18 protein-coding genes are annotated in these 20,228 nt (G+C 59.8%); 11 read left to right on the forward strand and 7 right to left on the reverse strand.

Going from position 1 to position 20,228, the window contains the following annotated elements:
* The first annotated feature begins 7 nt into the window (after positions 1–7).
* The 4 genes from P1K88_RS04650 (at position 8) to P1K88_RS04665 (ending at position 3,891) form a co-directional block, all read left to right on the forward strand.
* On the forward strand, positions 8–1,177 hold the full coding sequence (locus P1K88_RS04650; protein ID WP_276412927.1) for an IclR family transcriptional regulator domain-containing protein: 1,170 nt from the start codon (positions 8–10) through the stop codon (positions 1,175–1,177).
* A 1-nt stretch (position 1,178) separates the two neighbouring features.
* Positions 1,179–2,129, forward strand: a complete 951-nt coding sequence (locus tag P1K88_RS04655; protein WP_276412929.1) for a 3-hydroxyacyl-CoA dehydrogenase family protein — start codon at positions 1,179–1,181, stop codon at positions 2,127–2,129.
* A gap of 295 nt (positions 2,130–2,424) precedes the next feature.
* Positions 2,425–2,886, forward strand: coding sequence for a hypothetical protein (locus P1K88_RS04660; RefSeq protein WP_276412931.1), 462 nt, complete (start codon positions 2,425–2,427; stop codon positions 2,884–2,886).
* Positions 2,887–3,459: 573 nt separating this feature from the next.
* On the forward strand, positions 3,460–3,891 hold the full coding sequence (locus tag P1K88_RS04665; RefSeq protein ID WP_276412933.1) for a hypothetical protein: 432 nt from the start codon (positions 3,460–3,462) through the stop codon (positions 3,889–3,891).
* Positions 3,892–4,078: 187 nt separating this feature from the next.
* Here the strand turns inward: P1K88_RS04665 and P1K88_RS04670 are convergent, their stop codons facing one another.
* From P1K88_RS04670 to P1K88_RS04685, 4 genes are all read right to left on the reverse strand, one after another.
* Positions 4,079–4,642, reverse strand: coding sequence for a type IV pilin N-terminal domain-containing protein (locus P1K88_RS04670; protein ID WP_276412934.1), 564 nt, complete (start codon positions 4,640–4,642; stop codon positions 4,079–4,081).
* A 619-nt stretch (positions 4,643–5,261) separates the two neighbouring features.
* On the reverse strand, positions 5,262–7,652 hold the full coding sequence (locus P1K88_RS04675; protein WP_276412937.1) for a heavy metal translocating P-type ATPase: 2,391 nt from the start codon (positions 7,650–7,652) through the stop codon (positions 5,262–5,264).
* 66 nt (positions 7,653–7,718) lie between these two features.
* Complete coding sequence (locus P1K88_RS04680; RefSeq protein WP_276412939.1) at positions 7,719–8,468, reverse strand: helix-turn-helix domain-containing protein; 750 nt, start codon at positions 8,466–8,468, stop codon at positions 7,719–7,721.
* A 208-nt stretch (positions 8,469–8,676) separates the two neighbouring features.
* A complete protein-coding gene (locus tag P1K88_RS04685) occupies positions 8,677–9,411 on the reverse strand; it encodes a helix-turn-helix domain-containing protein (protein WP_276412940.1) in 735 nt (244 codons plus the stop codon).
* 89 nt (positions 9,412–9,500) lie between these two features.
* On the opposite strand from P1K88_RS04685, the gene P1K88_RS04690 reads away from it, so the two are divergent.
* From P1K88_RS04690 to P1K88_RS04700, 3 genes are all read left to right on the forward strand, one after another.
* The gene (locus P1K88_RS04690) at positions 9,501–10,256 is read left to right on the forward strand and encodes an MBL fold metallo-hydrolase (protein WP_276412942.1); all 756 of its coding nucleotides are present in this window, start codon (positions 9,501–9,503) and stop codon (positions 10,254–10,256) included.
* Between the two features lie 3 nt (positions 10,257–10,259).
* Positions 10,260–11,549 (forward strand): MFS transporter, encoded by a 1,290-nt coding sequence (locus tag P1K88_RS04695; protein WP_276412944.1) that lies wholly within the window; start codon positions 10,260–10,262, stop codon positions 11,547–11,549.
* Between the two features lie 219 nt (positions 11,550–11,768).
* Complete coding sequence (locus P1K88_RS04700; protein WP_276412946.1) at positions 11,769–12,038, forward strand: hypothetical protein; 270 nt, start codon at positions 11,769–11,771, stop codon at positions 12,036–12,038.
* A 214-nt stretch (positions 12,039–12,252) separates the two neighbouring features.
* Here the strand turns inward: P1K88_RS04700 and P1K88_RS04705 are convergent, their stop codons facing one another.
* Both P1K88_RS04705 and P1K88_RS04710 read right to left on the reverse strand, forming a co-directional pair.
* Complete coding sequence (locus P1K88_RS04705; RefSeq protein WP_276412947.1) at positions 12,253–12,612, reverse strand: SHOCT domain-containing protein; 360 nt, start codon at positions 12,610–12,612, stop codon at positions 12,253–12,255.
* Between the two features lie 6 nt (positions 12,613–12,618).
* Positions 12,619–13,035, reverse strand: a complete 417-nt coding sequence (locus tag P1K88_RS04710; protein WP_276412949.1) for a DUF302 domain-containing protein — start codon at positions 13,033–13,035, stop codon at positions 12,619–12,621.
* Between the two features lie 557 nt (positions 13,036–13,592).
* On the opposite strand from P1K88_RS04710, the gene P1K88_RS04715 reads away from it, so the two are divergent.
* Positions 13,593–13,859, forward strand: a complete 267-nt coding sequence (locus P1K88_RS04715) for an MTH865 family protein (RefSeq protein ID WP_276412950.1) — start codon at positions 13,593–13,595, stop codon at positions 13,857–13,859.
* A 193-nt stretch (positions 13,860–14,052) separates the two neighbouring features.
* On the forward strand, positions 14,053–17,196 hold the full coding sequence (locus P1K88_RS04720; protein WP_276412952.1) for a PAS domain S-box protein: 3,144 nt from the start codon (positions 14,053–14,055) through the stop codon (positions 17,194–17,196).
* On the opposite strand, the gene P1K88_RS04725 is transcribed toward P1K88_RS04720, so the two are convergent.
* Positions 17,150–18,142 (reverse strand): transposase, encoded by a 993-nt coding sequence (locus tag P1K88_RS04725; RefSeq protein ID WP_276411503.1) that lies wholly within the window; start codon positions 18,140–18,142, stop codon positions 17,150–17,152. The two genes, P1K88_RS04720 and P1K88_RS04725, sit on opposite strands and share 47 nt — an antisense overlap.
* A 38-nt stretch (positions 18,143–18,180) precedes the next feature.
* On the opposite strand from P1K88_RS04725, the gene P1K88_RS18405 reads away from it, so the two are divergent.
* Positions 18,181–18,348 (forward strand): helix-turn-helix domain-containing protein, encoded by a 168-nt coding sequence (locus tag P1K88_RS18405; RefSeq protein ID WP_379786726.1) that lies wholly within the window; start codon positions 18,181–18,183, stop codon positions 18,346–18,348.
* A gap of 235 nt (positions 18,349–18,583) precedes the next feature.
* Positions 18,584–20,170 carry a globin-coupled sensor protein gene (locus P1K88_RS04730; RefSeq protein WP_276412953.1) on the forward strand — a complete coding sequence of 529 codons (1,587 nt, stop codon included), beginning with the start codon at positions 18,584–18,586 and terminating at the stop codon, positions 20,168–20,170.
* Positions 20,171–20,228: the final 58 nt, after the last annotated feature.

A 20,228-nucleotide genomic window follows, 5' to 3' on the forward strand; every position in this document is an offset into this window, starting at 1 on the left:
AAATCCTATGCCGCGCGTTCACACTTGTTTCGGGTACTGCACTCGCGGACACACCAGCTATCTCGCTCGGGGCGAGACCGGGATCGAGACTGGAACGGCGTGGGACCGCCTCGCGCTCGGCGTCGACGACGTCGACGCCACTGCCGAACCGGTCGACCACTACGGCGTCGCGCAGGCATCCGGCCCACAGCCCGAGGCCGGTGCCTACACGGCCCTCCTCGAGGAGCCGGAAGGCATCTGGTCGGACATGTCCGACGAGCGTATCGACGCTATCGTCGACGAGCACGGGTTGCCCGCAGAGACGGACAACACGATCACCGACCGCGAGTCCCTGTTCGACGACCTCGAGACGATCCGCGACAGAAGGGTGGCCCCCGACGAGGAGGAACGCGTCGACGGGACCGGGTGTATCGGGGTCCCCGTCGACACGGGCGACCGCCGCGAGGCCGCTATCAGCATCACCGCCCCTCTCCACCGTCTGACTGCCGGCGACACGCAACAGCGGATCATCGAGATGGTCAAGCAGACGGCTAACGCCATCGAAGTGAACCCGGCCCACGAGTCACGCCCCCTCGAATTTACGCCCTACCAGTCCAGCGGCCGGACCTTCGAAACCGCACCGCTGGACTCCAGGTACGACGACTGGGACGGTACCTGTCCCGTCCCGGGCCGAGGTGGACCGTTTCGCGTGGCTCGGACTGAATCGACTCGTGTCGCCGACACCCGCTCCGAGGTGGGCGATTCGTGCCTCTCCTATCTGATGTACAATTGTTATTCTGTGGGTCGTGAACGCCGGATGCCCGACCGGTCTGCGCGGGGGTATCCCACAACTCGCTCTCGCATCCCGTATCCAGTCCAGGGCTCTGTGAGTGCGCCAGGCGAAGCGGTCGGGTATCCGGTGTTGCCGGGGATCAGGGTATCTGCACTCGACGGCCTCGACACGAGGTACTGGAGACCCACAGACGAGGTACCGGTCGCGGGTAACGGACAGCAGCCGTCGGCGCCGAGTCGGACGTCGAACGGACCGTGTACTGGACGACCACTGGTCGAGTGTCCGGTCGTGCTACAGACGGACAGACCGAGCGTCGCAGACGTCCACGGAAGGCGGACTCTGAACCGAATACGACACATCAATTGCAAAGCATTTATGATGGTAAATAACGAGACCACTACGTAGTATGCAAGAAACACACCGTGTCGGTGTCTTCGGGGCTGGCGATATGGGACACGGTCTTGCGGCGCACTTCGCCGTTCACGGTCACGACGTGACCCTGTTGGACCACCGGCAGTCGAACCTCGACGCGGCCAGAGACAGGATTCACGACGTGGTCTCGTTCCTCAACGACCAAGGAGTTACCGACCAGCCTCCGGACGCGGTCACTTCGGACATCGAGTATACGCTGGACACCGCGAGTGGGCTTTCCAGTACCGACTTCGTCATCGAATCCGTTCCGGAAGATATCGACGTGAAACACCAGGTGTTCCGCCAGATAGTCGAGGCTGCCCCGAGCGATGCGGTCCTCGCTTCGAACACGTCCGGTCTTCCGATCACGGACATCGCAGCGGGAATCGCCGACCACGCCGCGCGTGTCGTTGGCTGTCACTGGTGGTATCCGCCGTATCTCCTCCCGACGGTCGAGGTCATCCGGGGTGAGGAAACCAGCGACGAAACCGTCGAGCGGGTCGAATCGCTCCTCCGATCCGTGGACCGAAAACCGGTCCTGGTCAACAAAGACGTTCCGGGATTCGTCTGGAACCGTATCCAGATGGCCATCTTCCGCGAGTCACTACACATCGTCGAGGAAGGGATCGCCTCTGCAGCGGACGTCAACAAAGCGATCCGTGACGGATACGCGCTCAGAACCGCCGCAATCGGTCCGTTCGAAACGATAGACATCGCGGGCCTCGATTTGGTCCAGACGGTTCTCGACGACCTCAGTCCGCATCTCTGTGACGACGACGAAGCGAATCCCCTGCTCGAAGCGCACCTTTCTGCGGGGCGCGACGGAATCCGCAGCGGTAGCGGTATCTTCGAGTACGACGACTCGCCCGAAGAGATCACGCAAGCACGCGACGAACAGGTTATGGCGATCCGCCGAGCACTCGAAGAGACCCGGGCCGACCGATGACCATCCTCACGCACCCACAGACCGCGCTCTACCCGGAGAGAACCGAGACACGATAGACGGTCGCACGTGGCGATGTCCCGGGCGAAACCATCGTCTACTCATCGCTATCGAGGAAATAATGATATACTACCTATATATGAATTTATACAGGAGTTATAAACCTGAATCGGGAGATACAGATGTAAAATAAGAGATATAGGGAAATTAAAGTGTAAATACAGGGAGAACTATCCACAATACGCGAATCCAAGTTTATAATCTCTTCGTGACGAGGTAGGATACACATCGACCTGCGGTGCTCGACGAGCTGCCCGAACCCAACGTCGGTACTCGTCGCCTCGAACTTACTCGAGTCACGCACCGAGTCAGTCTGCTGAACGAAGTCGTACGTCCCCTAGCCCGTGATACAGGGCGAGACGAGGGGGAAGGCTACCGAACCGTGAAGCGTCTCTGGACCGCTGACACTGTGCCTGGAATTTCCGGACGTATTACCGTCCGTTCACAAACAGATACCACACCACGCGGTGCGCGTCGAGTCGAGCTCGAGGTCACTGTCAACGATCAGCCCTGGGCGACGTACACAGCAACGATCAGTACGGACGACGACCGGACCAGTGTCGACGTCGAGTACACCTCGAACCGGCGATTCGGACTGCGGCGCATTCCCCAGCAGATCGTCGCAGAACGCTACCGCAACGAGGCGCTCACAGCGCAGGGCTACACCGTCGTTGAACGTGACTCCAACTTTGGTATTTGAGATTTCTGGCTCTGTTGCATCCCTCGCCAGCAGACACTACTGACCTGACCGATACAGGGATGTAGAGACTACTTCTGGGCGTAGAGACGCGACTTACTCCCGAATGCTTCGGAGTCCGAAAATCACGAGCAGCAGTAACCCCGCGGCTACCCCCATCGCTATCTGACCACGAATCAGTGGAAACAGGTTGTTTATGGTGATAGCAATCCCGATGAGCAAGGTCGCGATTGCCACCCATCTCGCTCTCTCCTCTAGCACAATCGAAGCGGAGTGTTCTGTCTTGGATAACTCTTTGCCGACCTGGCTGACGGAAATCGATGAGAGATCCACCGCCCCAGTGAGTAGTGGACAACAAGGTGCGTAGACGAAAGGAACGAAGCGGTCTCGCTGACTGAATCTTCGCTATTTACACGCCATTTCTGTCACCATCAGCGGATTCTGACGGAGCTGGACAATTTTCAACCGCCGTGGCGACTCCACGCACGAGTGGGGCATATCCTTAGAATTACTACCCGTGGACTCACAGCATGCCTTGTGCCCTCCAGACGTGACTTGCTTACGGGTGTAGCTGGCATGTTGAGCGCGACCGCGGGCTGTCTCGGTACCGAGGAGTTCATCGCTCGGTGTTCCAGTCGCGGAGTGGGTAGTGGCTCGCAACATCTCCGTGAAATTGCCCCAATCGAAGGTGACGAACGGATCGCCCTCGGGATACTGGTCTCTGAGCAGGCTGTTTCCAGTCAACTGTATCACACGGTACGGATACGAGATAGTGACGACACTCTCGTTGCTTCGGTCCCGCTCATGAGTAATCGTGGGATGAGCAGTCTTGACCCCGAAGACTACCCGGTATTCGGATCCAGCAGTGGCGAACTTTACGCGGTACCGCTGGGTCCGCCACCGGTTCATGGTGAGTACACGGTCTCGCTGATGGGTTCGGAGGGCGAGCAGATCGCAACCACCAGGCTCCGGTTCAATTGCTACGCGGAGGACGGAACGCTCCCGTAACTGAGACCGATGGGTCGCAATGAGGTGGCTCTGTGCAGTATTCACGCCCGGTATCGGTCACGCCAGTACCGACAGAACCCGAGTGCGATCTGCACTCGGTGCTGCATACAGCGCGCATATCACCTATTGTGATAGACTTGCAATCACAGGTGATCCTGCTGGCCGATCCGGATCTTTACATCTGGTATCAGGCGATCAACTCCTTGTCGATAACGACCGCCTGCGATGGGCTATGAACGACCTGGACCGATATCTCACTCCCCTGTGTCAATTCACAGTCCGATTTTGCTATCCGGAAAATGATGCTGTCACCAGCGGTGTACTGTCCGCCCTGTAAAAGCGCACCGCCGTTATTCACACCGTCTACCTGATTGTCGATCGTATTCAACGACCTCTCGTCGAAAATCTCATCGCCCTCGATCTGACCGTCCGACTGGCGGATTGCGTTGTACGACCCTGCTGGAAGATTGACGATCCGTCCCTGTCTCGTTCCTACCTCACATGCTGCCCTCACTGCGATCTCGACGTCCGAGATTGCGACGGATTCACCGGCGACATGTGTCAGTTTGACGATCCCACCGCTGTTTCCATCTTGGGGGATGAATGCGCCACTTGACTGGGCGACGTTCGGTGCAGGGTCATCGAGGTCCTCGGTGAAACCGAGGACAAATACGGAGATTGTTGCGGCTAATATAACGACAATTGCAACCATCAGAATGACTGAAATGATAGGTGAGACGGCGCGGTCCATCCCTATAATTCGGTTTTGTGTACCGACGGAATAAAGTGTCCCTCTCAGTCTGCAACTCTCTGTCGAAGACACTCTCTGTACCGGTCACCCTGCGTCTGGCTGCGGTTTGAAAGCTCGTTCAGACGGAGGGACACCGAGAGCGCGAACCCCTCGCGCTGGAAGGGTTCTCTCAGCGGGGATGGCCGGTCTCGAAGGGGGTTCAAGTTCCTGGACTGTCGCTTGGAGTCGGTCAGCAGCCAGCCTCTGTGTCGCAATCGAGGTCGCGACGATCGTTGTAGGGAACCCGGACCGTCGACTCGGCGACGGGCGTTCCCTCAGCTGCTTGAACATGGGCGTCGCCTTGCTCAACACCACCGGACGGCCGAGTGCATCGCCACACGCCAGTCCGAGAAGACCGACCGCTGCGCTCTCGCTCTCGATAGTGGCGCTTCGGCCGTCGTGACAACGAGCGCGAGTGACAGTCGTCGCCAGTTCCCGGTCCGGCCAGGTTCGACGGCCGTAGACTGGCACACCGGCGTGACTGTTGATTGACTCGACGAGAACATGGGCCGGTGCATCGCCGCCAGTCGAGACGTGCTCGTTCCTGTCAAACGATGCTCGACTGACGACACGCAAGACGTCAGGAGTCGAAGAACTGGTCGGGCGTCAGTCGGGAGAGTCGCAGCGCGTTCCCGGTCACGCCCAGACTCATCCCCATGTCACCGACGACGACCGCGAGCGCGACGCTCACGAAGCCGAGGGGGACGCCGAGTGCGAGCAGTGCCTTCACACCGAGACTCGACCAGATGTTCTGGCGGATCACCCCGTTGGCCTCGTGCGACAGGGCATACAGGTACGGCAGTTTGGCGATGTCGTCGCCCATCAGGGCGATGTCGGCCGTCTCCAGTGCCGTGTCCGTTCCGGCTGCCCCCATCGCGATACCGACGTCCGCCGTGGCGAGTGCGGGGGCGTCGTTGATGCCGTCGCCGACCATCGCCACCGCACCGTACGCCGCCTGCAACTCCTCTACGGCAGCCACCTTTCCGTCCGGCAGGAGTTCGGCCCGGTACTCGTCTACGCCTACCTGCTCGGCGATGGCCCGGGCGGTCCCCTCGTTGTCGCCCGTCAGCATGACCACGTGTTCGATACCGAGGCCGTGGAGTCGCTCGACGGCCCGTGAAGCCCCCGGACGGACCTCGTCGGCGATCGCGACGACGCCCAGCAGCTCGGACTCCGTTCCGACGAGGACGACCGACTTGCCGTCCTGCTCGAGATCGGCGAGGATGGTGCTATCGGGACCGGTGGGTGCCTCCTCCGTCACAGCACCGCCGTCGGTCGCGTGCCCAGCCCGCGACAGGTCGAAGCCCAGGTCCTCGAACAGCGCGGGCTTGCCCGCGTAGTACGTCTCGCCGTCGAGCGTGGCGCGGATCCCTTTGCCAGTCAGACTCTCGAAGTCCGACGGTGCCGGGCGGTCGGTCACGCCTGCCTCGCTGGCGTGGGCGAGGATCGCCGCCGCGATGGGGTGTTCGCTTCGCTGCTCGAGGCTGGCGGCGTACCGGAGCACGTCCGTCGCCTCGTTGTCTCCGAGCGGGACGACGTCGGTGACGGACAGTTCACCCTTCGTGAGCGTCCCCGTCTTGTCGAGGGCGACGACGTCGACCGCGCCCATCGCTTCGAGGTGGTTGCCGCCCTTGACCAGTACGCCGTTCTTTGCGGCACTCGTAATCCCGGAGACCACGGAGACGGGCGTCGAGATGACGAACGCGCACGGACACGCGATTACGAGCAGGGTGAGCCCGCGGATGAACCACGGCTGCCAGCCTCCGGGGAGCGTGAGGACGTATCCGGCCACGTCGACGGTGACCGCGCCGTCGATGAGCAGCGGCGGGACGGCGGCAGTGAGAATCGCCAGGGCGACGACAACGGGCGTGTAGTAGCCCGCGAACCGGTCGACGAACTGCTCCTTCTCGGTCTTTTTCTCCTGGGCGCCCTGCACCATCTCGATGATCCGCGAGAGCGTCGAGTCACCAGCCGTCGACGTGACCGCTACCTCGAGGTACCCTTCCTCGTTGATCGCGCCGGCGTACACCTCGTCGCCCTGCGATTTGTCGACAGGGATACTCTCACCGGTGATCGGGGATTCGTCGACGGCACTCCGGCCATCGACGACCGTGCCGTCGAGCGGGATCTTCTCGCCGGGACGGACGACGACAGTCTCGCCCACAGCGACGTCTTCAGCCGGGACGGTCACCTCGACGCCGTCGACGGCTTTGCCGTCTGCTCGGGGCGTCTTCGACGACCCGGTGTCGCGACGGACGGTGGCGTCGTCCGGCGAGAGTTCCATCAGCTCGCGCAGCGAGTCACGTGCCCGGTCCATCGAGTAGTCCTCGAGCAGTTCCGCGATACTGAACAGGACGGCCAGCGTGGCGGCCTCGACGAAGTAGCCGATGCCGGTGGCCGCGATGATCGCCGTCCCCATCAGGAGGTCGATGTCGAGACTCCGGTTCCGTGCGGAGTAGTAGCCGCCACGGACGACCGGATACCCGCTGAGGGCGATCGCCACCAGGAAGAGCCCATCCGCGACGGTGAGAGGATAGTTCAGGACGCTGGCCACAGCGGGATTCAGCCCCGTGAGGACGAATTCGAAGAGGAGTCCCAGGACGAGAAAGCCCGCGCCGACCCACGTCTTGATCGCGCGAGCGCTGGTCCAAACCTCCGACGGGGGTGCGATGTCCACACCGCCACTGGCCCCGTCTTCGGCATCACGCCCGTCGACGACCTCGTAGCCCGCCCCTTCGATCGCCGCGATCACATCAGCCTCCGAGATGCGGTCGGGGTCGTAGGTCACCGTGGCCGTGCCCGTGGTGGGCTGGAGCGTGGCGTCGAGGACGCCATCGACGCGTTGGAGACTGTTGTCGACCTTCTGTGCACAGGACGGACAGTCCATCTCCGGGACGACGAGCCGGACGGACAGGTCCCGTCCCTCCCCGTCGGTTCGTATCGCGCTCTCTCCCGCGCCGTCGTCGTTCATTACGTCGAGGTACGGGCGTCAACTCGATAAGCCTTGGTTGGAATATTCCAAGAACAGGGGCTCGGCTCACAGTGGCGTCGACGACTGCTCCGCTGACCGCTCCCGAGAGACGTGCTGTTTCGCCAGGTGTTCCTCCGCCCGCCGGAGCCGGTAGGTGAGCGTCGACCGTGGAACGTCGAGATGTGCGGCGAGTTCACCGACGTCGACCTCTCGTGGTGTCTCGTAGTATCCGTGTTCTACGGCAGCACGGAGGGCTGCCTCCTGTTCCGGTGAGAGGGCAGTGGTCCCGTCGTCGGCCTCGTCAGTCACCACCGCAGTGTCCGCCGTTCGGAGCATCTCCGTCTGTGCGCAGTCGCCGACAGCGTCCTCGAGTTCGTCGAAGAACGCAGCGACGTCACCGCTGCCGGAGTGGATGAGCCGCCAGGTGTAATGCCGCCCCTCGTGACGCGTCTCGAACATCACGCCGTCACCGAGATAGTCGAGGGCGATGTGGGGCACTGATGCACAGGTAGCGGTTCGCTCCCAGTACGAATAGAGGACGAGCGTGCCGTCCGTGTGGTCGAGGACCTGTGTCTCCTGCGTGGCCCCACAGTCCTGTGTCGCGAGACAGTCCGCGTAGTAGTCGGCAGTGAGGAAGGCGTTCTCGATAGCCTCGAGGGCTGCGGGCGCGCCGGTCGCGTGGTCGACTCGCCAGAGACGCTCCGACGTCGCGTGCAGCGAGAGCGACCGGATCCGGGCGTCAGGATGGTCGGCGAGCGTCTCAGCCACCCGGTTGCACCCAGGCTGGTATTCGAGAGCGAAGACGAGTTCGCGCATACGCCCACCTAGGAGTCAGCAAGTCATAACACGTGGGTCCGGACTCGCCGTGTGCCGTCGTTCGAATCACCCCGCCTTCGCGGGGGCAGGGACTCACGCCGTGCGCCGGAACCACTTCGCGAGCCCGGCACTCGTCGCCATCGTCGAAGATGCCGACAACGTCCTCACTATCGGTTAATCTCGTGTTCCTCTCCGAACAGACGCCTGTTCAGTCGGCGACCCGTTCGGTTTGTCCCGACTTCGCTACTTGCAGCGGATCTGTCGACGACGTCGCGGTCACCAGGCGCAGGAACTGCCCGGCGTTCGTCAGGAGTTTGTTTTCCGCTTTCCGAAGGTGTTCTTCGTACGTTGAGCGAGCGACGACCGTCTGGTCGGCCAGGTCTCGGAGCGATGTCTTCCGGGGTTGCTCGTAGTACCCGCTTTCGAGGGCCAACCGGAGTGCCGCCATCTGTCGCTCAGTCACGTCTTCGAACAACTGATCGACCGGGGCCAACATACTGTGTGGGATCTGCTGTTCCGTGATAGCGGTCTTCGAGAGCACCTCAATGTCCCTGTCGTCCTCTAGGTCCTGCAGAAGGGCCCGAACATCGCTCTCGTCGAACGCGATGACAGTGTAGTGTTCCCACCCCTGACGATGGATCGTCGGCGGCTGGTACAGGGCGTTGAATTCCTCGAACCGTTCGATGATGGAGTCCTCTAGCGAACAGAGACAGGACTGCGTGACAACGTGGAGACCGGATCCGTCGACCGACTCGTGGAGCACCGTCCCGAGACGGTCGATTTCTTCGAGCAACTCGTCTGTCGGCGACTCGGGTGACGTGAGCTCGAGTACCTGGCAGTCGCTCAGATACCACTCGCGGATCGTGAGGTCCGGGTAGTGTTCCGAGAGTTCCCGATAGGGACACTCGTGTTTCACCCGGAACGAGGCCTCGTAGAGGCTCATGTTCGTATGAAATACGCTGATCGAATTAAGGATGCCGGTCATGTCCGGCAGGACCTATACCTAGATACCCCGTCTATGGGAGAGCACTGATGCCGGCAATCGACCCCGACCGATTCAGCGAACGTGTCCAGACCGACGGCGAGGACGTGGTCGTCCTCGACGGCCGCCACCAAGCGGCCGTCGACGACTGGCACACTCCAGACAGTGGTAACATCGATGTCTACGACGAACTCACTGACGAGCCCCACGCGGCGAAGGGAACCGGCGGCGCGCAACTCGCCGAGCGACACGGCGTCCCCTACTATCTCCATCCGAAAGATGCGCTCGCTCTCGACGCAACTCCCATCGAGGACGGGCAAACCGTGACGGTCGGCGAACTCGAAATCGAGGTCGTCCACACGCCCGGACACAGCGAAGGGAGCGTCTCGTTCGAGGTCGACGGCGCGGCACTGATTACGGGCGATAGGCTCTTCGACGAGAGCGTGGGACGCGTCGAACTCGGCGTCGAGGCCGGGATCGAGGACTCCGACGTGGAAGCGAACGCCGCGACGCTCTACGAGAGTCTCCAGCGCCTGCTGGACCGCTCGGAGGACGCGGTCGTCCTGCCGGCACACGACTCCGGGGCACCAGAGCCGCCGGTGACCGCGACCCTCGCTGAACTCAGTGAGCGAAACGCGGAGCTCCGGCGAGACCGTGCGGCGTTCGTCGAGACGCTCGCCGCCGACGTCCCGGACCATCCGCCGAACTTCGAACGCGTCAAGCGAACCAACGTCGGACAGGAATCAGTTCCCGACGACGAACTGGCCGAGCTCGAACTCGGACCGAACAACTGCGCCACAGGGTAATCAATGAGTACCGCACCCAACCGCGAACAGGGGATCCGCGAACACCTCGGGCAGTTCTCGCTGCACGTCCTGCTCGTGTTCGCTACCGGACTGACGATCGGGTCAGAGCGAGCGGTCGTACCGGTCCTGGGTCGGGACGTCCTCGGCGTCACGTCGCTGTTCGTCATCGGCTCGTTCGTCGTCTCGTTCGGGCTCGTCAAATCTATCCTCAACCTCTATGCCGGAAAGTGGGGCGAGGAGTACGGTCGCAAGCCCGTCCTCGTGCTCGGGTGGGCGACGGCACTTCCGCTCCCGCTCGTTCTGATCTTCGCTCCGAGTTGGGGCTGGATCACCGTCGGGAACATCCTGCTCGGCATCAACCAGGCCCTGACCTGGAGCATGGCGATCAACGCCAAAATCGACCTCGCAGGTCCGGACCAGCGCGGCCTCGCAGTCGGAATCGACGAAGCGTTCGGCTACAGCGGCGTCGCTGCCGGCGCGTGGATCACGGGTCTCATCGCCGGACAGTGGAGTCTCCGGCCCGAACCGTTCTACTTCCTCGCCGCCGTCGTCGTGCTGGCGTTCCTGATCTCCATCTTCCTGATCGAGGAAACCGTCCAGTACGCACAGGCAGAGGGGGATGCTGATCATCACGATGCGAATCTCCCGTTCAACGAGGTGCTGAAGCGCGCGACCTACGGCGACAGGACGTTGTTCGCCGCGGCACAGGCCGGTCACATCGAGAATTTCGTGGACACGCTGTTCTGGATCGCAGTGCCGCTGTATCTCACGAGCCACGGGCTCGGCATCACGGGAGTCGGCGTCGTCGTGGGCGTCCACAGCGCGATGTACTTCCTGCAGATTGCGACCGGCGGACTCGCAGACCGCATCGGTCGCCGGCCGCCAGTGGTCGCGGGGATGTTCCTCGCCGGTGCCGGTGTCCTCGGGATGGCGCTCGTCGACGGGTACCTCCCGTGGACTGTTTTGGCCGCCGTCTCCGGATTGGGAATGGCGTTGCTGTATCCGAACCTGATGACCGTGCCTGGCGACGCCGCCCACCCGACCTGGCGGTCGGCCGGCATGGGCGTCTACCGGATGTGGCGCGACTCCGGCTACGCCATCGGGGCGATCTTGATCGGTCTCTCGATGGAGTTCGTGAACGCCGAAGCCGCTTTCTACGTGACTGGGATCCTGATGTTCCTCTCGGGATCGGTCGTATACGTGTGGATGGAAGAAACCCATCCCCAATTCGGCACCCACGAACCCCCGGCCCCTGCACCAGAGACACCGGGCCAGCCGGTAGCAGACTCCTGATTCAGGATTCCGGTTCGCAGACGAAACGGAGAAGCAAGTTCCGGATCTGAAGACGCCTTCCTGTCTCGGTCTGCTAAACGCTTTGTACGATATCCCCGTATTGCAGGTCTGTCCACGACGATCACCACTCCCGGGCCGGACACGGAAGGTGCGTACTGGGCTCACTCATCTTCGACCAGTTCGATGCTGGCCAGCTGGACCGTGTCCACGGTCGGGTCCATGGCCACGTTCGACGACGGTACCGGTGTCGTCGTAAATCCCCGCTTCTTCGAACGCTCGCTCGAACGTCTCTCCCTTTCCGATACAACTCACTCCGCCATGGGCGGGCTTCCTCCGGCATCCGCCGCTCGGTCGATGATGCGAGAGGGCAGCATTGTCCGGATGGTGGCTGACCGTGCCGTGAGCGCCCCTCTCCAGCACTCACCTGGCCGCACTTTCCTCCCTACCCTGGACAGCGTGTGGGACGAAGTGGTTACTGTCGCCGTCTGATTCCAGCCGAACGTCTAGCTGTGTCTCCGGATGGCCAGGTTCGGGACCGCTCTCGTGATCGTGCTCATCGGTAGCGTCAGTAGCTCCGCCGCCATTGCCGTCGTCGGTGCCACCTGCGGGGAAATCGCCGGGAGTTACACAGCCTGCCAGGCCGGTCGCAGGTGCTCCGCCCGGAACGCGATCAGGCGTCGTCGTGTGGACATGGTACTGATGGCTAGTCCTCGGGTTGCGTCTGGAGTCGGCGTCGCCGGTCCTCGAATTCCTCGTCGGAGAGTTCCCCACGAGCATACGCCGTGCGGAGTTCCTCCATCGCCGGATCTTGAGTGATCTGACTGTCAGTCCCGCGCTGGACGACGAGGTAGCCACCACCGAGAAGAATGAGGAGCAAGGTGAGCGGGACGAGCATTCCGACGAACGGCCACCACCCGCCAGCACCGCCGTACTGACCCATCATCCCGCCGTACCCCATCATCCCGCCGAATCCCATCCCCATCGTGAGCAAGGGGAGGACGATGATCGCCCCGAGGATCAGGAGGATAATGGTCGTCGTCTCGAGCTGGTTCGACGAAGACATCGAAGATCAGGCCTCCGACATGGATTCCTCTTCGTCGGTGACGGCCGAGAGAACACGCTCGAACCGTTCGGTGACCTCGGTCCCGATGGAGTCGAGCGCGTCGTTGTCTGCGATGCCGACCAATTGCTGCGGATCGACGGCACTCACGACGATATCGCCGTCATCGGTTTCGTAGACGATGACGTTACACGGGAGGAGTGCGCCGAGTTCGATCTCTTCGGTCAGTCCCTCGTACGCCAGCGAGGGGCTACAGGCCCCGAGAATGCGGTACTGGCGGAACTCTTTGCCGAGCTTCTCCTTGAGCGTCGCCTGGATGTCGATGTCACAGAGGACGCCAAATCCCTCGTCTTCAAGCGCTGCGATCGTCGTGTCGACGATGTCATCGAAATCTCCTGTTACTGACGCTTGTATTGTATAGACCATCAAATACAATACTCTTTCCACAGGATTAACGGTTGGGTACCTCGACGGCGGGCATTGGGGATAGTGTATCGGCTAGAACGGCGACTGTTCCGGCCATCCGGTACGTTCGAACGGTTTTCGTCGCCGATCAAATTCATCATCCGAGAGCTCACCGCGGGCATAGCGCTCACGGGGAACCGACAGCGGCTGCTCATCGGTCCCGCTGGATCCCCGGGTGCTCGGAACACTGTCTACATCTACCGAAGGAAGGTGTATGCGTGACGTCGTCGACACACGATTGTTGACGCGGCGTAGAGCGGGCCGAGAATACGACCGACAGAGGGTCCGAGTGACCGACTACCAGCACGAGCAGCTACTAGCCGTTTTCCAGATGTCGTGCCCGCACACCGAGAGAAGGGCTTCTCCCTGAATGGCGTTCCACACTCAGAAACGACTAGTATACGAGAAGAATGTGAAAATAGGTAGATAGCGACTGATTGCGTTCATATTATTGAGGTGATGTGAATGCCAGGTAGCTAATAGTGGGGTTAAACAACCACCGCGGAATTGAAGCAAGCATGACCGCATCGGAACAGGAAGACCAGATCCGACAACAACTTCTCGAAGTGTTCGGACAGCCATCCTATCCCATCAGCGAACCATTTGAATTGATCCCCGTCTTGCCCGACGGGGCGGCGACGACGTTCGAGGCTGGTGATGTGACGATCGGGGCGATGGAACTCGGGATGGAGTATTCGGAGTATCAGGACTATCCCTACACAGACGTAGAATCGCTAGTTGAAGACCTGATGACCGGCCTCCGTGACGACGGCGTGTTTGAGTAGGTGATTCCTGCCGGTTGCACTGCTTGTGCGTCCGGAATACCGATCAGCTTGATTCATTCGTACGACCCTCATTCCCAAGATTGATTCCGAAGTCTGAACGGACTTAAAAATGTTTCCGGTATTGTGTGATTATGTGAATAAAGATGAGATTTATCAGTCTCGATTAGGTACCACATCGCATCTGGGTGACTTAATGGGGTATTTACAGTCCATTCCTGCTACGACATCCGAGGATCTTCTCAAACTCGTTGACGTGATGGTGGTCGTACTTGACGTTGACGGGCGAGTCACACTCACAAACCAGAAAGCCCGTGAGATCTTGGGCTACGAAGAGGGAGAACTCGTCGGGCGCGACTGGTTCGAAACGTGCGTCCCGAAACCGAACCGAACCGACGTTGCCGAGGTGTTCGATCAGTTGATGGCTGGGGAGGTCGAACCGGCCGAACGGCTTGAGAATCCAGTCATCACGAAGAACGGTGAAGAGCGAATTATCGAGTGGCACAATACCGTTCTCCGGGACGACGAGGGGGAGATCAGCGGCACGCTCAGTTCCGGGCTGGATGTCACCACCCGGAGAGAGAACGAGCAGCGACTCCGGGAAGAACGCGAGAAGTACTCGACACTCGTCGAGAACTCGAACGACGGGATCGCTATCATCCAGGACGGAACGTTCAAGTTCGTCAACGAACGGTTTGCCGCGCTCCACGAGACGACCAGAGAGGACCTCATCGGCGACTCGGTTCGAACACACGTCGATCCAGAGTATCACGATCTCATCCAGAAGCGGTACGAGCAGCGGGTAGCAGGTGAAGACCCACCGACACGGTATGAAATCGAGATACTCGATGGGAAACGGACACTGGAAATCAACACCGCATCCATCGAGTACGAGGGAACGCCCGCAGACATGGGGATTGTCAGGGACGTAACCGAGCAGAACCGTCGGGAGCGGGAACTCGAACGAAGCAGACAACGGTACCAGACACTCGTCGACCGGTTCCCGAACGGCCTCGTCACGCTGTTCGACGAGGACTATCGGTATCAGGTGGTCGGCGGAAGGGGGTTTGACGAGTTAGAGCGGTCTGTGGACGACCTCGAAGGTCGTTGCCTGGAAGAGGCGTTCTCGTCAGAAGCTGTCGACATTCTCAAACCGCTCTACCAGCAGGCACTCGATGGTGAATCCAATACGGTCGAAGTGACGTTCCAAGACCGCGTCTTCAAGAGCCACGTTGCTCCAGTACGCGATGACGAGGGGAGCGTCTTCGCTGGCATGTCGCTGTCTCAGGATATCACTGAACAGAAACAACGCGAACGAGACCTCGAAACTGCCCGCCAGCGGTACCGGACACTCCTCAAAGCAGCGCCGGACCCGGTTTTCGTTGCCGACGTGGACACGGGCGAGATCATCGAAGCGAACAGAGCGGCAGCGGAGTTTCGCGGCCAACCGCACGAAGAGATTATTGATCTCCATCAAACAGATTTGCACCCGTCAGACGAGGTGGACAGGTACCGCGATCTTTTCGAGACGGCTATTGAAGAAGGGGAAAGGAAACGTAGATTGTCGAACGGTGACCCGATCTACGCGGTGACTGCAGACGGAGACCGAGTCCCTGTCGAAATCAGCGTCGAAACGATCGAACTCGACGAGGAGACCGTCATCTATGGAGTGTTCCGTGATATCAGCGAGCAACTCGCGTACGAGCGGGCGTTGACTGGCCTCCACGAGACGACACCGACTCTTTTCGAAGCCGAGACACGGTCCGCTGTCTGCCAGCAGGTCGTCGAGACGGTCACGGACGTACTTGATCTGGACGGAGCCACGGTCTATCTTATCGACGAGCGCGACGGCGTACTTCGACCGGTCGCTCACGCTTCGTCATCCGACCAGGCCGATACGATTGATCCGCCTGTCTTTGAACCGGGCGAGAGCATTGCGTGGCGCGTCTTCACACAGGGCGAGCCCGAGGTGTTCGAGAATGTTCGGATCGATGATGACGTGTATAATCCCGAGACAGTGTTTCGAAGCGAGATTATCGTGCCGCTTGGCGAGCAGGGCGTTCTCATCGTCGGGGACACGCGACCTGACGCGTTCGACCGCCAGTCAGTAGAACTGGTCGAGATACTGTGTGCGACAGCTGAAGCGGCACTTGACAGTGCTGACCGCGAAAAGCAACTCAAAACACACGAGCAGCACCTCCAACAGCAGACCGAACAACTGGAGCAAGTCGAATCGATCAATTCCCAGATTCGGGACGTGGCTCGTGCTATCATCCAGTCGGACACACGTGAAGAGATCGAAGAGACTGTCTGCACCCATTTGGTTGAGTCAGCCCCGATCACATTCGCGTGGATCGGCGAGAGAGACCTGATAACAGAGACGCTCACTCCACGGGTCACGGCCGGTGATCATCGTGGGTATCTCGATGATTTCTCACGGTCACTTGCGGATGACGCGGCATCCGAGCCGGCAGTGGAGACCGCGCGTACAGGCGAGAGGAGGGTCATAGACAATACCGCGACAGATATCACGCGATACGACTGGCGAAGTAGTGCCGTCCAACACGGATTCCAGTCGGTCTTGAGTGTTCCGCTCACGTATCAGGACACCATACGAGGTGTTCTTACCGTCTATTCATCAAATCGGGCAGCATTCACAGGCATGATGGAGCCCGTTTTGTCGGAACTCGGGGAATTAATCGCTCACGCGATCGAGGCCACCGAACGCAAACAGTCGCTCCTCTCGAACCAAGTGACCGAACTAGAGTTCGATATTCAGGATCGGGCATGCTTTTTCTTGCGATTCGCTCAACGAACTAATTCTTCGCTGGAGGTCGAACGGATCGTTCCACAGACCGATGATTCGTCTCTGCTCTTCGTCCGAATCGTGGACGGGCCGGTCGAGCAGTTACTGGAGGAGGGCAAACAATCAGCGGAGGTCAGGAGTGTTCGTCTCATTGAGACAGAGAGCGATGCACTCATCCAGCTCCGGATCGAGAAACCATTCATTGCCTCACGGTTAGCCGACCATGGTTTAATCGTTCAGAATATCTCGGCCGGTAGCTCTGAGTGTCGGGTAACGGTCGCAGTTCCACCGACGTTCAGCATCAACCAGGTTATTGATACGATCTCGTCAGTGTACGATGATACCGAAGTACTCGCGAAACGCAGTCAGAGACAGTATTCCGAATCGCCGGGGGAATTCGCCGATCAAGTTCTTGAGAAACTCACGCCGCGGCAGCGCGAGGTCGCCGAGATGGCGTATCTCCGTGGAGCGTGTCATAGAATCCATCTCATAGCTTCTCACAGCCCGGTTCGTTTCCTCGGTCGTAGTTGGTGATTGCAACGACGAGCCGGAGACACAGTGCAAGGAACACTTCTGTTCGTGCGTGGACGCGGCCTCGGGCGCGGACGTGCCCGAGGCCGCAGTCCTTGACTGCGTCGTTGGTCCGTTCGACTCCTGTCCGGTGGTTGTACGTCTCGTCCAAGAGGGATTGTTTCAGCTGTACGTCCTGGCTGTGTTCCTCGATGCGGTCTTCGACCCTGTACTCGATGTCTTTCGGGTCGTCGGTGTTTCGCGGATTGTATGGGGTGATTGGCACGACCCCTGCGGCCAGCAGGTGGTCGTGCCAGTCGAGGACGTCGTAGGCGCTGTCTCCGAGCATCCAAATTGGTGTATCGACGGCGAGCGCGTTACGCGTGACGCGCATCGCCGTCTCCTGGTCTGCTTGCTTGGTCTGTGTGAACTCCGCTGCAATCGGTATCTTTGGACCGGTTGAGACAATCGTACAGCCGAAGCCGTAGTAGTAATCTTCGGCCGTTGGATCGTAGTTCCATGACGCCGCGTCGTTGTACTGAATCGCCTCAATGTGCGTTGAGTCGATAGAGTACGTCGAGTCGAGCAGGCCCCGACAGGCGGCCTGCTCGACGAGCCTGTCGAAGACATCGTCGATGACGTGTTCGAGGTCGGTGAGAAAGCGGTCAACCGTGTCTCTGGATGGAGGTTTGTCGAGTCCGCAGTAGTACCAGACGAGGCCGTGTTGGAGTTCTCGTGCAACCGGACGCGTTCCGTAGATGTCCTTGTAATAGCAGTGCAGAAAGCCGCAAAAGAGGTCTGGTGGCTGATGCACTCGTGTTCGCCCCCTCAAAGCGGGGGCGAACACGTCGTAATTCAGCAGAAACTCGAACTCAAGGTGCTCGAACAGCGGGACTGTCTCGGTAGCCGCGACATTCAAGAAGTCGTCTACCGAAGCTACGTCTTGCAGGGTGCTGGCGCTCGTAGACACAGTTCCAACACCCTGCTTCCTTCTCTGAGAACGTTTCTATGACACGCTCCCGTGGGTATTTCGACTCGCCGAGGGAGGTGAACGGAAAAGAAGTAGCGTCCGAATTAGAGATCTCCCCATCGGCGTTTCATCGGCACATCCGAACTGCGGAGTACAAACTGTTCTACACGCTCTTCGAAAACGGAAATGGCCTTTCCGATGGCTGATCTCACGATTCACCATTCGATAATCGGTCGATAGTCTGTTCTATACGAGATAGTATCCGGATGTATGGATCTCACGACCAAGAGCTCGGTTTTGCCGACCCTGTCGTTTCGGTCGTATCTTCTATCCTTACCTGTTTTTGTACCGTTCAAATGTGACCCCTGTCCCCCTGCCAGCATCTACAAACTTTGACCCACTCGTTTGAGGGAGTATATCTGCTATGGACCGGTGACGACCATGTCACACGATAGCGATTACAAGATCACAGACGAAGACCGTCGGCAGGTCAGCGGTCAGCAACTTACGAGCGAGATCGGGATCGACCCCGGCAAAATCAACTGGCGAAAGGACTTCACCCGGTTTGACCAGGACGACAGACAGCGGCTCGAATCGATGGACGCGACGTTTGACCGGATAGCAGATGACCTCGTCGATGAGTTCTATACGCACCTCGAATCCTATTCACAAACTGTCGATATTCTCAACTCCTCGACAAAATCGGTCGAGGCCCTCAAAAACAGTCAAGCCGAGTATCTCAGAGACCTCGGCCGTGGGCAGTACGGTACTGAGTATTTCGATCGCCGGGCAAGAATCGGGAAAATCCACGACATGCTCGATTTGGGGCCGAAAATCTACCTCGGCGCGTACTCGATATACTACGAGGGAATTCTCTCCGCGATTGCAGCGGACGTAAAACAAGAACTCACGCAGACCGATGGAGGAGTCCCAGTCTCCCAGGAGGCAGATACTGAGACGAAACCCGATTCACAACCAACCAGTACGACACCAGCTCATTCCACCGGACCGGGCGAAATCAGCGTGACGACCGCAGAGGATGCGGTCGATACTGTCGTCGAACGCGCGCTCTCCACGCTCAAACTACTGCTTCTCGACCAGCAGGTCGCCATGGATACGTATATCCATTCGTACAGTCAGCAGATCGAAGCCGAACTGGAGCGACGCGACCAAGTTTCGGAGGAGGTGCAAGTTTCGATCGACGAACTCCGGGAAACGTCCGAGGATGTCGCGGGGAGTTCCCAAGAGATCAGCGAGATCGCAGAAGACCAGGCTGACAACATGCAAGAGGTTGCCGGAGAAGTGTCCAGTCTGAGTGCGACAGTCGAAGAGATCGCTTCGACGACGGAACAGGTTACTTCGACGAGTCGGACGGCGAGACAGCTCGCTGAAGACGGGCACGAATCAGCGACTGATGCGATCGATGCGATGGAAACCGTCGAGGGAGCAGCGACGGATGTGTCTGCAGATGTCGATCAACTTCAGGACCGTGTCGAGGAGATCGACGAAGTGGTCGATGTTATCCACGATATCGCCGAGCAGACGAATATGCTAGCACTGAACGCGTCGATCGAAGCTGCACGAGCAGGCGAAGCAGGCGATGGGTTCGGCGTCGTCGCTGACGAGATCAAGAGTCTCGCGCAAGAGTCCCAAGATCAGGCTGGCCAGATCGAGCAGATGATCCAGCGAATCCAGACGGATACCCAGGAAACCGTCGCCAATCTCCAGGAGACGAACACGGCGATCGATCAGGGGATCGGCCAAGTCGAACAGGCGATGGAAAACCTCACCGAGATCGTCGAGGCAGTGAACGAAACCGCCGAAGGGATCGAGGAAGTCGCTCAGGCAACGGACGACCAGGCGGCAACTACCGAAGAAGTAGCGAGTATGACCGACCAGGCGGTCGAGAAGGCCAAGGAAGTCAGCGAAGAGATCGAACAGATCGCCACCGCAAACGAGGAACAGACTGCCAAGGTCAACGAGATCAACGAGTCAGTCCAGAAACTGACAAAGACTGCTGGAGAGTGACGCGATGCGAGGCGTTTGTATCCTCCGATCCGGACGCACTTCCCCTTCCAATCAATGC

The sequence above is a fragment of the Haloarcula halobia genome, assembly GCF_029338255.1.
GTDB classification, from domain to species: Archaea; Halobacteriota; Halobacteria; order Halobacteriales; family Haloarculaceae; genus Haloarcula; species Haloarcula halobia.

Bases quoted from the DNA above. Each gene is read 5' to 3' on its own strand.
- P1K88_RS04650 (WP_276412927.1), top strand. From the start codon at position 8: ATGCCGCGCGTTCACACTTGTTTCGGGTACTGCACTCGCGGACACACC.
- P1K88_RS04675 (WP_276412937.1), bottom strand. From the start codon at position 7,652: ATGAACGACGACGGCGCGGGAGAGAGCGCGATACGAACCGACGGGGAG.
- P1K88_RS04670 (WP_276412934.1), bottom strand. From the start codon at position 4,642: ATGGACCGCGCCGTCTCACCTATCATTTCAGTCATTCTGATGGTTGCA.
- P1K88_RS04720 (WP_276412952.1), top strand. From the start codon at position 14,053: ATGGGGTATTTACAGTCCATTCCTGCTACGACATCCGAGGATCTTCTC.
- P1K88_RS04680 (WP_276412939.1), bottom strand. From the start codon at position 8,468: ATGCGCGAACTCGTCTTCGCTCTCGAATACCAGCCTGGGTGCAACCGG.
- P1K88_RS04700 (WP_276412946.1), top strand. From the start codon at position 11,769: ATGGCCACGTTCGACGACGGTACCGGTGTCGTCGTAAATCCCCGCTTC.
- P1K88_RS04690 (WP_276412942.1), top strand. From the start codon at position 9,501: ATGCCGGCAATCGACCCCGACCGATTCAGCGAACGTGTCCAGACCGAC.
- P1K88_RS04655 (WP_276412929.1), top strand. From the start codon at position 1,179: ATGCAAGAAACACACCGTGTCGGTGTCTTCGGGGCTGGCGATATGGGA.
- P1K88_RS18405 (WP_379786726.1), top strand. From the start codon at position 18,181: ATGACACGCTCCCGTGGGTATTTCGACTCGCCGAGGGAGGTGAACGGA.
- P1K88_RS04695 (WP_276412944.1), top strand. From the start codon at position 10,260: ATGAGTACCGCACCCAACCGCGAACAGGGGATCCGCGAACACCTCGGG.
- P1K88_RS04705 (WP_276412947.1), bottom strand. From the start codon at position 12,612: ATGTCTTCGTCGAACCAGCTCGAGACGACGACCATTATCCTCCTGATC.
- P1K88_RS04710 (WP_276412949.1), bottom strand. From the start codon at position 13,035: ATGGTCTATACAATACAAGCGTCAGTAACAGGAGATTTCGATGACATC.
- P1K88_RS04715 (WP_276412950.1), top strand. From the start codon at position 13,593: ATGACCGCATCGGAACAGGAAGACCAGATCCGACAACAACTTCTCGAA.
- P1K88_RS04685 (WP_276412940.1), bottom strand. From the start codon at position 9,411: ATGAGCCTCTACGAGGCCTCGTTCCGGGTGAAACACGAGTGTCCCTAT.
- P1K88_RS04665 (WP_276412933.1), top strand. From the start codon at position 3,460: ATGTTGAGCGCGACCGCGGGCTGTCTCGGTACCGAGGAGTTCATCGCT.
- P1K88_RS04730 (WP_276412953.1), top strand. From the start codon at position 18,584: ATGTCACACGATAGCGATTACAAGATCACAGACGAAGACCGTCGGCAG.